This window comes from uncultured Phascolarctobacterium sp., from assembly GCF_937920985.1.
Lineage (GTDB): Bacteria > Bacillota > Negativicutes > Acidaminococcales > Acidaminococcaceae > Phascolarctobacterium_A.
The window spans coordinates 31,733-45,378 of record NZ_CALDXR010000030.1; the positions used below are offsets into that span (position 1 = coordinate 31,733).

Sequence of the window (13,646 nt, forward strand, 5' to 3'; positions counted from 1 at the left end):
GAGTATGGTATTTTAAAAGGACATGCACATGGAAAAATGGCAGATATATTTATATCTTTTCTTTGTAGTCACAATATTGCACGCATTTTACGATAAACGTACCAAGCTAGCAGTAGGGGCATGTGTCTTCTTCGCTATTGTTGCAGGTGCAATTAAATATGCAACATATGGTTTATATTCAGGATTACTAGCTTTTGTTTTGCTGCTTGCTCCTGCTGCCGTTGGTGCATCTATGCAAAAATCCGGGGTACTAAAGAAAGTATTAGATGAAAGTGATGATAAGACTGAGGATGCTCCACCTGTCCCTCTTGCTTCAGCGGATGAAGATTTCCCGAATACTGCACAGGAAAGCGTTAATCCGGAAAGCATGGTCAATTACCTGGATGATAATGGCCAACAGGTTGCAAATACATATCAACAATGCGAGCCAGAGGAAAAAACAGACGATGAAGCGGAAACTGGCAAGAAAATAATAATCTGTATAGTTATGTTTTTTCTGCTTGTCCTGCAAGATGTAAGGTTGTACGCGATTTTTGTAGCATACTTTCTGTTGATTTTTAAACGCAGAAATTACTTTATGGATAAAAGGATATTATGGCCCCAAAGTCTGCATCTGGTAAAGAAATTTTATTACAATATACTGCTGATATTCAGAATCTGGTTTTACAGCATGATGCTTTTGATTGCATCTATACTAGTAACAAATAAGCTTTGGTGGCAACCTGATTATACTTTTGCTTTTTATGCTTTCGCAATTGCTTTTCCGTTCTTTTTCGGGTTCTTGATTGTTGATATCTGCGATTTACATGATCTGTGGGCAGTCCGTTATCGGGCAAACACTATAAACGATAGAACTGATAAGCAGAGAAGCAACATAGATTATTACAGAAATCATTCAGATTTTAAAAATTATCTGGCGCCTGCAGGATTGATTCTTCTTTTATTTTTGCTTGATAGTCCGTATTTAGCTTTAGCTATGGTATTAGTTGGTATACTTATCTTAGTGCAATATACTTTATGGACATCTTCAAAGCAGGCGAGGGAAGAATAAAATATATAACACGTTATACTGACACAATAAAACGCTCTGCTGACCGCAAGGTTGGCAGAGCGTTTCTTTAGCTTTATATGCGTATGTTTTGGCTATCATCAAAAACCGTACAAAACTGTACAAATCGTACAAACGCAGGCAGGGCAAGCCTTTGCGCGTGTACGGTTTTTGTGTTGGTGTACGCTATTTTATGACTTCAGATACAGAATGCCGCATATAAAGGAATAATAAGCTTATTATCCTCCTGAGCAAAATTTTTGGTAGAAAGCTTGATAGCATATGCAGGCTCAAATCTGTCCATATACAGCTTCAAGCTTTTGGCTCTGGTGTTATCGGCAGCTTTTACTTCAATAGGAATGAGCTTGCCTTCGCGCTGAATAATAAAATCAATTTCAGCGCCACGGTCCGATTCCCAATAGTAGGTCGTATAATCATTGATTTTCAGATGATTATGCACATAGTTTTCCGTCATACCACCCTTAAAATCATTAAGTTCATCTACCATATAAAGAATATCGTTGGCAATGATGTCTTTCTTGGCGCATAATAAGCCTACATCTGACAAATAAATCTTAAAGGCATCAATATCACGGTAGTTAGCCAAAGGCTTTTTTATTTGCTCAACCTTATAAACCTGGTCAACAATACCGGAAAGAATAAGCCATTCTATCGCATTTTCAAACTCCGCTGCCCGCGCACCGCTTTTTATCAGCTTATATTGAAAGCGTGTATTCTTCTTGGAAAGCTGCACTGTTATATTATCATACGTAAGTCTGGTTTTTTTGATTTCATTTTCAGTATTGTACTTGCTCATATCATTAAGATAGCTTGCCAAGATAGTATCCTGAATATGGCGAACAAAGACATAATCCTTCGTCTTGCTGAAGATCATCACTGCCTCCGGCATACCGCCTACAACAAGATATTGGCGATATAGCTCTAAGGCAGATTGGTGTAGGGCTGCAGGCATAGCAGTTTTATCTATAAAGCAGGCTTTGATTTTCTCCAACAGGTAGTTTTCCTCCAGCGCCAACAGGAATTCTTCCATATCCATCGGATACATGGTAAGCATATCCACCTTACCGACGGGGAAGGAGTAGGTTTTGCGGTTAACTGCGACACCTAAAAGGCTTCCAAGAGCGATGATATGATATTCCGGTGCCTGCTCGCAAAAGTATTTTAACGAGGTGAGAGCGCGTTCGCAAAGCTGTACTTCATCGAAGATGATGAGTGTTTTTTCCTTGATGATACTGGTACCTGCTATATGTGATAAAATAGGCAGCAAATATCCCGGCTCTATATTTTCCTCAAAGGTTGCGTTTAATTGTGTGTTAGTTTCAAAGTTAAAATATGCTACATTTTCATAGTTGTTACGTCCAAATTCCAAAACAGAGAAGGTTTTGCCTACCTGTCTGGCACCTTGCAATAAAAGTGGTTTGCGGAAGGGACTTTCTTTCCATGCCAGTAATTTCTGTGATATTTTTCTATACATATTTATCACCTCCGATGTTTCTATCTATATTATAAATTTCTTTCGTGTCAAAAACAACACATTTTCCCAAAATATTCATGTAAAAATACGCGAAAAAATGCGCTTTTTTTACACTAAACTACACGAATAACAAAAATGCTTTTAAAACGCAGAAATAAGAAGCGTTTTGTGATGCAGAAGAATTATTGCATATACTCAGAGCATTTGCCAAAACCACTCCCACAGGAGTATAATATACTTAAAAGACGAAAGAGGTGAGCCTTATGCTGCGCAAGCTATATCATGGTTCCAAAGGTATTATCCAAAAGCCTGTCTATGGCTACGGGAAAAAATATAACGATTACGGCCTCGGATTTTACTGCACCGAGGTTATCAATATGGCGAAGGAATGGGCAGCAACAGCCAACCAGAACGGCTACGCCAACTGCTATGAGCTGGACTGCAGCGATTTGAAGATTCTGGATCTGAACGCAGAGCAGTTCTGCATCCTGCACTGGCTGACGATTTTGCTGCAGAACAGGGAATTCGATACGCCCTCAGGACTTGCGTATGAAGCGAAGCTTTATCTTCTGGAAAACTTTAAGGTCGATTACTCTGCCTATGACGCTATAATCGGTTATCGTGCGGATGACAGCTATTTTTCCTTTGCGCAGGATTTTATCAACGGCACAATTTCCTACCGCCAACTGAACAATGCCATGCATCTGGGCAAGCTGGGGCAGCAATTCGTGCTGAAGAGCCGCAAAGCCTTTTCCCTGATTAAGTTTACAGGCTACGAGCTGGCAGAGCACACCGAATGGTTCGACAAGAAGAATAAGCGTGATAAGAGCGCCCGCCTTGAATATTTCAGCACGGAACGCAACAAGCGCCAACGCGGTGATATCTATATTACGCAGATTATGGACGAGGAGATGAAAAGCGATGATGCACGCCTACGATAAGCTATATCTTGATAAAGCGCGTACAGCTCTTGCCCGTATGCTGGATTTCGCTGTCTACGATTTGCATTATGATATCAGCGAATTCTTTGAGCTTTTTCTTGCTTCCGGTATCGCCAGACGCTTTGAGCAGGGTGATTTCACTATTATTGCCGGTATGTCGGGCGTAGAGCTTGCCTACACTGTTTTAGAGAACGTGGGACTGGCGCAGGAGCGCATTAAGCCTGATTATCCGGTCAACCGCAGTGAGGAATATTGGACAGGCTGGGCGTTGGCCTATTACCAGTGGCAGACAGCGCTGAGCTTTGCGGAAATTAACCGTTATGTTCCTATCAAAACTGTGCAGAGTATGTATAATCCTTATCACGAGATGGATATCCGTCATTTTACAGAGAAGATGACGGAGCTTTATAAAGAGGCGAAGAAGGATACGAACCTGAAGCTGTTGCGTGTAAAGGCCGAGCTGACGCAAAGGGAGCTGGCAGAGCAGGCGGATGTACCATTGCGTACTATCCAGCAGTATGAGCAGCGACAGAAGAATATCAACCGCGCGCAGGCAGAAACACTTGCCAGAATAGCTAAACAGCTTTATTGCAATATCGAGGATTTACTGGAGAAGGTCTAAGCAACTAAATACCGTACACCTGCGAAAAAACCGTACAGCCCCAAAGCCTTATGCAGCAAGGGTTTGTACGGTTTGTACGGTTTGTACGGTTTTTAGGGAGCACTCAGCCCTTATAGAAAAAATAGCTGATGACTGCTACCTGCAGGAAGAAGATGAGCGGTACGCCGAAGATGAACTTGAAGTGCAGCGTTTTGTGGCGGAAAAGCTGCATGGCGATAAATGCGCCTGCGCTGCCGCCAAGCACTGCCAAAAGCAGCAGTACGATTTCCGGCACACGCCAGCTATGCAGCCTGGCGAAGACCTTATCTGCGCCATAGACAGCAAAGGTAACGCAGTTGATGAAAATCAGGTAATAATATAAAAAGCTGTGCATGGTTCATACCCTCACTTTCTCCTGTTCAGCTGCTTTACTCCAGCAGCTTGGCGATATCCGGCAGGGGAGCGACGCTGCGCTTTAAAATGCCGTGCATATAGGCAATGGCGATGCCGTAGTTGGTCATGGGCACGCTCTGCGCCGCCGCGCGTTCGCTGCGGCTTTGCATTTCACGTTCGTTGAGCATACAGCCACCACAATGCACTACGAGCTTATATTGTGACAAGTCCTCGGGGAACTCCGTACCGCTGCTGAAGCAGAATTCAGGCTCCGCTTTGGTGAAGCTGCGAATCCAGCCGGGAAGCTTTACTGTGCCGATGTCCTGACATTGGCGGTGGTGCGTGCAGCCTTCGCTGATGAGGACCTTGTCGCCATCCTTGAGCGTATCGAGCACGCGCACAGCCTTTACGGCTGTGCTGAGCGTTCCCTTGTAGCGCGCCATGAGGATGGAGAAGGAGGTGAGCGGAACGGTGGGCGGCACAATTTTGCTGACTGCGCCGAAGGCCTGACTGTCGGTTACGACGAGCTTGGGCGGGAAGGCGAGGCGGGCCAGTGCTTCCGCTAGCTCGCTTTCCTGTACGGTTACAGCAATGCCCTTGTTATCGAGCACGTTGCGCAGTACCTGCTGCTGCGGCAGAATGAGCCTGCCCTTGGGGGCGGCGCTGTCAATCGGCGTTACGAGCACTACGATGTCGCAAGGCTTGATCAGATCGCCAAGCAGCTGGCGTTCTACCTCACGTGGGCGCAGGGCGGCGATGGCCTCCTTCAGCTCGTTGATGTTACGGTTGGCAAGGGCGCTGACGAGGAAGCACTGCTTGGTAAGCTTCATGGCCTCCATGGTGAGCAGTGCCTGGCGCATTTCGTCCAGCAGCTCCACTTTGTTCAATACAAGGATGGATGGGAGCTTTTTCGCCTGCAGCTGCTGCCACAGCGCTTTATCCGCTTCGCTGAGTCCTACGCTGGCATCTACTACGAGCAGAGCGATGTCGCACTTGTTGAGCACCTGCTGAGCCTTGGCAATGCGCTGCGCGCCCAGCTCGCCTTCATCGTCAAGGCCGGGGGTGTCGATAATCATTACGGGGCCGAGGGGCAGAAGCTCCATAGCCTTATATACAGGGTCGGTAGTGGTGCCCTTTTGTTCGCTGACAATGGCAAGCTCCTGACTGGTGATGGCGTTGATCAGGCTGGATTTGCCGGCGTTACGCTTACCGAAGATGCCGATGTGGATACGCTCGGCAGCGGGAGTTGTATTCAATGACATGGTGATCTCTCCTTTACATATATAAGAAAAAATATACCATAATGAGGACTATATTTCGGAGAATACAGTGTCCTTACGGTCAGTAAAAATTACGGTCACTCATTTCGTGTGGAACCAAGACGAAGCGGCGCAAAACTCGCGCTATGCTAATAAATACTACTATACAAATCAGGCGTAGCGCTCAGACATTGCGCCCCTTCTGTGGTTCCAAACACTTACTCGCTGTAATTTTTATTCCCTTCACGACACTATATTCTCCTGTTTTTACGTTGTAGTTCTGGCTAGATTTTTAAATAACTTTTGGTTCAACATGGTATATGCTTGGCTTCGGGTAGCAAAAAAGGCTGCAGCACTTTCGCACTGCAACCTCATTGTTGCAAATTATTTCACAAGCTCCATTTTGGGGTTAGGATTGTATTTACGGCCAGCCTTAGCGCAGTCCTTGCCATCAACCTTAACGATATCCGCAGTGTAGTTGATATTGCCGTCGAAGAAGGAAGAGCCTACCGCATAGGTATCAACAGGCACGCCCATTTCCTCAAAGGCTGCTACACGCTCAGCGTCAAAGCCGCCGGAAGCGATAATCTTAACGTGGTTGAAGCCTTCAGCATCCAGCGCACGGCGAACATTGCAAACAAGCTCTTTGCACACACCAGTCGGTTTAAAGGTACCGATCTGAGTCCACAGGCTCTTATCAACCATGCTGCCGGAGGTATCCAGACGCACACCTGCGAGCTTTTTACCCAGCTTGCGGGCCACAGCCAAAGAAGTATTTACGCAGTCATTGTCAAAGTCAACCAAGGCGATACGTGCAATAGACGGGTCAACATATTTATCGAATGCTTCGGTAGCAGCAACAGTGTCACCCTTATAGGAAGCAATCAAAGCATGGGGGATAGTGCCCAAGCCCTTGCCGCCTGCTGCCAGAGCATTAGCATCGGTAGAGAAGCCGTGGATACCGCCAACCAAAGCTGCATAGCCGTCGGATTCCTGAGTCTGGTAAATATCATAACGTGCAGGGAAGAAAAGCACCGGCTTGCCGTTGGCAGCCTTCACTACGCGGCGAACATTGGTAGCAATGCGGCTCTGGCGTGCCAAAATACCGAGATAGATGGTTTCCAGATGCGCAAAGTCAGCATAATCGCCTTCGATAGTCATAACGGTTTCCCACTCGTCAACCTCTTCACCGTCACGCAGGGAATGAATCTCGATAGTTTCCGGATGGAAAGCGCATTGACGAATCAGAGCAATAACCTCGTCAGTACCGCAAACAACAACATGGTCACGGGCGAACACCTGCATCAGCACGCGCGGATGATAATTATCACCATTTAAGATTTCTTCGGAACGCATAAAATATGCGTCAGTATAATAACCTTGTTTAATTTTTTCTACAGGAAAGCTAAAGCTTTCAACAGGTCTTCTTGTAGTCATTTGATGAGCCTCCCAAAAATTTCTCACGAATTTTACGCTTTGCGAGAACATTAACTATTGATTGTAGTTAAAAATATGATACAATATAAAGGCTATGATAGCAAGTCTTTTCGCAAAAAAAATTCCGTTGAGCTATATTTCAGACACAATATAGATGGTGATACATATGCATGAAACACGAAAAAAATATACCGTGCTCCTGCTTTCAGCACCCATAGGCTCGGGACACAGGCTGGCAGCCGAAGCGCTGGAGCAGGCTTTCGCCGACCGACCGGAGGTTGAGGTCATCCACGGCAACATCTTTGACTTCTTCCCGCAGTTTCTAGGCAAGGCCTTTTTAGGCAGCTACCTGTGGATTTTAAAATGCTGCCCCTGGCTTTATAAGCTGGCCTACACCTGGGGCAACAAGCAGGGTGGCTCCTTATGGCTGCGTGAGCTCTTAAACCGCCTCCTGGCACGCTTAGGCGGCAGCTACCTGCGCAGTGTGCAGCCTGACGCCGTAATCGCCACGCACGCTACGCCTGCAGGCATTATCGGCTATTACAAAAAGCAGCATCCCAAGCTCTGGCTTGGCGCCGTAGTGACCGACTTTACGATTCACCGCTGGTGGGTTTGCGATGGCGTAGATACCTATTTTATCGCCGACGAGCTGCTACGCGACAAGCTCACTACAACTGCCGATATCCAGGCTACGGGCATTCCCGTGCGCCAGCAGTTTATGATTAAGCACGATAAGCAGAAATGCCGCGAATTCTTCGGCTGGGACGAAAACGAACGCGTCTGCCTGCTGATGGGCGGGGGCGAAGGCCTCTTGCCGATGGGCGAGATTATCGCGGCGCTGCAGCGCGCCGCTCTGAAAAACCTGCGCGTTGTTGCCGTCACCGGCCACAATGAGGCGCTGGCAGCACAGCTGCAGGCCAAATACGGTGCTACTGCCGAAATCTACGGCTTCCGTGAGGACGTACCGCAGCTCATGGCAGGCGCTGATATGATTATCACCAAGGCCGGCGGCTTAACCTCTTCCGAGGTGCTGGCGAGCGGGCTGGACCTTTTAATCTACAAGCCGCTGCCGGGGCAGGAGGAGGGCAACGCCGCCTTCCTGCAGCAGTATTGCGGCGCTCTGGTGGCACATTCTACCGACGAGCTGGTGCAGCATATCAAAAGCAGCACGATAAGCTCGCGTGAGGCTGCAGCGTGCAGCGAGCATGCACATCCTTTGGCAGCACAGCAGATTGTAGACTACGTAATGCAAAGACTGCAAAAATAAAAATTAATCAATAGCGGACTCCTTCCCCCGAGGGAGTCCTTTTTGCTGCGTGGCGCGGTTTTGCGCACTTCGGGCAGTGTCTTTGGCAATAGTTTTGCTTGATAATTTCTTCTATTGTATAATTAATTTACTTGACCAATACGAATTTCATCATTATAATGTAAGAAAATCGCATATTATGAAGGCTGTGGCATGAAGTTCCGCTCTGACTGCATAATCATGTAGAGAAAACAGGAGGAGTGTGACCTTATGGATACCTTATATCTTGCTGCAATCTGCGCTGCTGTCCCCGGGTTGGGACGCAGCAGAATCCCTGAATTAATCAAAGCTTTAGGCAGTGCCCACGCTGTTTTTGAGGCTGATGCTGCCACGCTTACAGCGACAGGACTTTGCACGCTGAAGGCGGTTCACAATTTTCTTGGCAACCGCGATGCACGCATGCCGCAGAAAATTGATTACTTCTGCCGTCATCATGGCGTGGAGTTACTTGCGTATACGGACGCCAGCTATCCGCAGAGCCTGCAGAACCTGAGCGACAAGCCTTTGGTGCTTTACATCAAAGGAAGGCTGCCCGAGGCGCCTTACGCCTTGGCGATAGTCGGTTCACGTCGCTGTACGGAATACGGTGTGCGTGCTGCCGCCTACTTTGCCAAGGCGATGACGCGCGAGGGCATACCAATCATCAGCGGTGGTGCCAAGGGCATTGACACAGCGGCGCACGAGGCCTGCCTGCAGGCCGGAGGGACGACGGTGGCAGTGCTTGGCTGTGGACTGGATATTGCCTATCCGCCGGAAAACGCCAGACTGTTCGCCCGCATTGCCGAACGCGGCGCGCTCGTGTCGGAATACCCGCCGGGAGTACCGCCCATAGCGGCCAACTTTCCTGCGCGCAACCGCATCATCGTCGGTCTGTCGCAGGCTGTACTGGTAGCAGAAGCAGGCAAGCGCAGCGGCGCTGTCATTACGGCCAACATTGCTGCCGATGAGGGACGCGAGGTATATTGCGTACCGGGGAATATTTTCGATGGCAGCAGCATTGGCTGTCATGAGCTTATCCGCACCGGTGCCAAGCTGGTGGATATGCCACAGGATATTTTAGACGATAAAAAGAGCTGGCAGCAGGCGATGAACCGCCGCATAACCCAGCCAAGTATTTTTGACTGTGCACCGCAGGAGCCAAAGCCTGCACCCGCACCGGTCACAACCGAATTAGGAGCGAAGCTGCTGGCACTTTTGCAGGCAGGAGCGCTTTCTTTAGAAAAGCTGACGGAGCAGAGCGGTGTCGCTTTTGCTGCCGTGAGCATGGAGCTGCTTGACCTGCAGGCCGCCGGACTGGTGGCTACAGACCAGGCGCAGCGTTACTACCGTAAGTAGGAGGAACACAAATGGCAAAGACTCTGGTTATCGTGGAATCACCTACGAAATCCAAGACTATCGAAAAATTTTTAGGTAAAAACTATACAGTAAAGGCTTCTATGGGACACTTGCGCGACCTGCCGAAAAGCACCCTGGGTGTGACCTTTCTGCCGGACGAGGAGCATGCAGACGAATTTGAGCCGAAATATATCAATATCCGCGGCAAAGGCGATTTAATCAAATCCCTGAAGGCTGAAGCCAAAAAAGCCGATAAAGTCTTACTGGCAACTGACCCTGACCGTGAGGGTGAAGCCATCAGCTGGCATCTGGCATTTATTCTGGGCATTGACCCGACATCTGCCTGCCGCATTGAATTCCATGAGATTACCGCAACTGCTGTCAAGGACGCTATTAAGCATCCGCGCTGCATTGACATGGATATGGTTGATGCACAGCAGGCACGCCGCATTCTGGACCGCATCGTAGGCTATCAGCTGAGCCCGCTGCTGTGGCGCAAAATCCGCAAGGGCCTGAGCGCCGGCCGCGTACAGTCCGTTGCAACCAAAATTGTTGCTGATCGCGACCGTGAAATTGAAGACTTCGTGCCGGTAGAATACTGGACACTGCGCGCCAAGCTGCGTGAAAACAGCAAAGCACCGCTGTTTGAGGCGGAAGCAGTAAAATACAAGGGCAAAAAGCTGGAGCTGCACAATGAGCAGGAGGCAAGAGCAGCGGAGGAAGCACTGTCCAAGGCTGATTACATTGTGAGCGACGCAGTGAAGAAGGAACGCAAGCGTCACCCCGTACCGCCGTTTACCACCTCCAGCATGCAGCAGGAGGCCAACAAAAAGCTCAACTTCAGCGCAAAAAAGACTATGATGCTTGCACAGCAGCTTTATGAAGGCGTATCCTTAGGCAAAACCTCCGTCGGTCTGATTACCTATATGAGAACCGACTCCGTGCGTCTGGCAGATGTTGCTGTTGCCGAAATCCGCGACTATATCAAGCAAAACTTCGGCAGCGAATTCTGTCCGGCGAAGGAAAACCATTACAGCACCAAAAAGAACGCGCAGGACGCGCATGAGGCGATTCGTCCGACCAGCGTCATGCGTACCCCGGCCGAAATGCAGGAGTACCTTACAGGCGACCAGCTGAAGCTGTATACCCTCATCTGGAACCGCGTTGTTGCCAGCCAGATGACGGACGCTGTTTATGACGTTACCACATTGACGATTGATGCTGCTGACTACCAGCTGCGCGCAACAGGCTCCGTACTGAAATTCCCGGGCTTCTTGCAGCTGCACAGCAAATATGATGATAAAGAAAAGGACGCTAAGGTTCCTTACATTGAGCCTGGCAGCAAGCTGCTGCTTTACAAGCTCATGCCGGCAGAGCAGCACTTCACCGAGCCACCCGCGCACTTCACCGAAGCAACGCTCATCAAGGAGCTGGAGGAGAAGGGCATCGGCCGCCCCAGCACCTTTGCCCCGACCATCGTTACCCTGCTTACCCGCGGTTACGTGGTAAAAGAGGCCAAAAAGCTGCTCGTTACCGAGCTTGGCATTATGACCGTGGATATGCTCACCGAATACTTCAAGGGACTCATCAACATCGGCTTCACCGCCCAGATGGAGGAAAAGCTGGATGAGGTTGCCGAAAAGAAGCACACCAAGGACGAGGTCCTCAGCGAATTCTACGGTCCCTTCAAAAAGGATCTGGACCACGCAGGCGTGGCCATTCCTATCGTCGAAATCCCGCTGGAGGTTTCCGACGTACCCTGCGACAAATGCAACGACGGTACGATGATGGTTATTCGCGAGGGACGCTTCGGCAAGTTCCTGGCTTGCCCCAACTTCCCCAAATGCCGCAATACCAAGCCTATCCTGCACCCGATTGGTGTAAAATGTCCCAAGTGCGGTGCCGATATTCTTGAACGCAAGAGCAAAACCGGCAAGTTATTCTATGGCTGCGAAAAGTATCCTGAGTGCGATTACACCACCTGGGACAAGCCGCTTAACGAAACCTGCCCGGACTGCGGCGCTATGATGGTAGAGCACGTGGAACGCAACGGCAGCAAGCGCAAGTTCTGCAGCAACCCGGAATGCTCCAAGGCAAGGCCGGTATATGCCTCTAAAAACGCAGCAGCAAAGACTACGGAAGCTAAAACAACCGCAGCCAAGAAAACTACGGCGGCTAAAAAGACTACCGCTAAGAAAACTGCAACTACCAAAACTGCTGCAAAGAAAACTCCCACAGCAAAGAAAGCTACCGCTACTAAAGCAACTACTGCTAAAAAAGCTACTACTGCAAAGAAAACTACTACAACTAAGAAAGGCAGCAAGGAATAAATGACTATCTCTCCTGTACACGTAATCGGTGCGGGCCTGGCAGGCTGCGAAGCCGTTACCCAGCTGACGCGCCACGGTATCCCTGTAATCCTGCACGAAATGCGTCCTGTAAAAAGTGACGAAGCACATAAAACTGCATATTTTGCTGAGCTTGTCTGCAGCAATTCCCTGCGCGCAGGCAACATTGAAAACGCTGTCGGCCTGCTCAAGGAGGAAATGCGCCGTTTAGGATCCCTCATCATGCAAAAGGCTGACGAGCATCAGGTGCCTGCCGGTGGTGCTCTGGCTGTTGACCGCGACGGCTTTGCCGCTGCCGTAACCGAGGCAGTGAAGGCTAATCCGCTCGTTACCGTCATCCACGAAGAGGTGACCGACCTGGAAAGCCTGGAAGGCACTGTTATCGTAGCCAGCGGTCCGCTGACCAGCGCTGCGCTTTTTGACGATATCAAAAAGCTGCTGCAGGCTGAATACCTGCACTTCTTTGACGCAGCAGCACCGATTGTTACCGCTGATTCCCTGGACTATGACAAGGTTTACCGCGCGTCCCGCTATGACAAGGGCGGCGCCGACTACCTCAACTGCCCCTTCTACACGAAGGAAGAATACGTTGCCTTCTGGGAAGCTCTCTGCAATGCGGAAAGCGCTCCCGTAAAGGATTTTGAGCATGATGTATTTGAAGCCTGCATGCCTATCGAGGAAATGGCTGCCAGAGGCGAGGACACCATGCGCTTCGGCCCGCTGAAGCCTGTAGGCCTCATTGACCCGCGTAACGGCAAGGAGGCGTATGCAGTGGTGCAGCTGCGCCAGGATAACGCTGCAGCGTCTCTCTACAACCTGGTAGGCTTCCAGACACATCTCAAATGGCCGGAGCAAAGACGTGTTTTCGGCATGATTCCCGGTCTGGAGAACGCAGAGTTCGTCCGTTTCGGCGTAATGCACAAAAACACCTATCTGAATTCGCCGCAGCTGCTGGATAAGCACTTCAACCTGCGCAGCAACAAGCGTTTCTACTTTGCCGGACAGATGACAGGCGTAGAAGGCTACGTCGAGTCAGCAGCCTCCGGCCTGATGGCCGGTTTAGCTGCTGCGAGAGCGCTGCTGGGCCTGCCTGAGGTAGAATTCCCCGAGGTAACTGCGCACGGAGCGCTGGCCAACTACATCAGCAATCCGACGATTGAAAACTTCCAGCCGATGAACATCAACTTCGGCCTCATTCCGCCGCTGACTGTACGCATCCGCAAGAAGAGAGAAAAGAACGCACAGATTGCAGCACGCGCTTTGGAAGCACTGGATGGCTTTCTGCCTGCGCTTAAAACTGAACAGGCGTAAATTTTGGCCTATTATCTCTAAAATAAATAAAAAAGCCAAAAATATTTTTCAACAAAGACAATATGTGTCCTCCTGCTATGATAAAATCTGCTTATAGCCAGTGGCAAAACGTTTGCTTAAGAGAATAAACGTGCTATAATAAGCTTAAAGAGATTTTCTTACAGCAACCGCT

Annotated in this window: 11 protein-coding genes; 7 read left to right on the forward strand and 4 right to left on the reverse strand. The window is 49.2% G+C overall.

The features are described 5' to 3' along the window. The first annotated feature begins 28 nt into the window (after positions 1-28). On the forward strand, positions 29-1,051 hold the full coding sequence (locus Q0612_RS05325; RefSeq protein ID WP_298881729.1) for a hypothetical protein: 1,023 nt from the start codon (positions 29-31) through the stop codon (positions 1,049-1,051). A gap of 196 nt (positions 1,052-1,247) precedes the next feature. Here the strand turns inward: Q0612_RS05325 and Q0612_RS05330 are convergent, their stop codons facing one another. After that, complete coding sequence (locus Q0612_RS05330) at positions 1,248-2,543, reverse strand: ATP-binding protein (RefSeq protein ID WP_298881732.1); 1,296 nt, start codon at positions 2,541-2,543, stop codon at positions 1,248-1,250. 263 nt (positions 2,544-2,806) lie between these two features. On the opposite strand from Q0612_RS05330, the gene Q0612_RS05335 reads away from it, so the two are divergent. Continuing rightward, complete coding sequence (locus Q0612_RS05335; protein ID WP_298881734.1) at positions 2,807-3,484, forward strand: DUF3990 domain-containing protein; 678 nt, start codon at positions 2,807-2,809, stop codon at positions 3,482-3,484. Next, the gene (locus tag Q0612_RS05340) at positions 3,465-4,106 is read left to right on the forward strand and encodes a helix-turn-helix domain-containing protein (RefSeq protein ID WP_298881736.1); all 642 of its coding nucleotides are present in this window, start codon (positions 3,465-3,467) and stop codon (positions 4,104-4,106) included. The genes Q0612_RS05335 and Q0612_RS05340 overlap by 20 nt, the downstream gene beginning before the upstream one ends. 103 nt (positions 4,107-4,209) lie before the next feature. Here the strand turns inward: Q0612_RS05340 and Q0612_RS05345 are convergent, their stop codons facing one another. From Q0612_RS05345 to Q0612_RS05355, 3 genes are all read right to left on the reverse strand, one after another. Further along, positions 4,210-4,479 carry a DUF1294 domain-containing protein gene (locus Q0612_RS05345; RefSeq protein ID WP_298881738.1) on the reverse strand — a complete coding sequence of 90 codons (270 nt, stop codon included), beginning with the start codon at positions 4,477-4,479 and terminating at the stop codon, positions 4,210-4,212. Between the two features lie 34 nt (positions 4,480-4,513). Next, on the reverse strand, positions 4,514-5,740 hold the full coding sequence (hydF, locus tag Q0612_RS05350; RefSeq protein WP_298881740.1) for a [FeFe] hydrogenase H-cluster maturation GTPase HydF: 1,227 nt from the start codon (positions 5,738-5,740) through the stop codon (positions 4,514-4,516). Positions 5,741-6,121: 381 nt separating this feature from the next. Beyond that, positions 6,122-7,174, reverse strand: coding sequence for a nicotinate phosphoribosyltransferase (locus Q0612_RS05355; protein WP_298881742.1), 1,053 nt, complete (start codon positions 7,172-7,174; stop codon positions 6,122-6,124). 166 nt (positions 7,175-7,340) lie between these two features. On the opposite strand from Q0612_RS05355, the gene Q0612_RS05360 reads away from it, so the two are divergent. The 4 genes from Q0612_RS05360 to trmFO all read left to right on the forward strand — a co-directional run bounded on the left by Q0612_RS05360 (position 7,341) and on the right by trmFO (position 13,474). After that, positions 7,341-8,441 carry an MGDG synthase family glycosyltransferase gene (locus Q0612_RS05360; RefSeq protein ID WP_298881744.1) on the forward strand — a complete coding sequence of 367 codons (1,101 nt, stop codon included), beginning with the start codon at positions 7,341-7,343 and terminating at the stop codon, positions 8,439-8,441. Between the two features lie 249 nt (positions 8,442-8,690). Then, positions 8,691-9,815, forward strand: coding sequence for a DNA-processing protein DprA (dprA, locus tag Q0612_RS05365; RefSeq protein WP_298881745.1), 1,125 nt, complete (start codon positions 8,691-8,693; stop codon positions 9,813-9,815). Positions 9,816-9,826: 11 nt separating this feature from the next. Beyond that, entirely contained in the window at positions 9,827-12,145 is a 2,319-nt protein-coding gene (gene topA / locus Q0612_RS05370; RefSeq protein WP_298881750.1) for a type I DNA topoisomerase, read from the forward strand. Next, complete coding sequence (trmFO, locus tag Q0612_RS05375) at positions 12,146-13,474, forward strand: methylenetetrahydrofolate--tRNA-(uracil(54)-C(5))-methyltransferase (FADH(2)-oxidizing) TrmFO (RefSeq protein ID WP_298881752.1); 1,329 nt, start codon at positions 12,146-12,148, stop codon at positions 13,472-13,474. Positions 13,475-13,646: the final 172 nt, after the last annotated feature.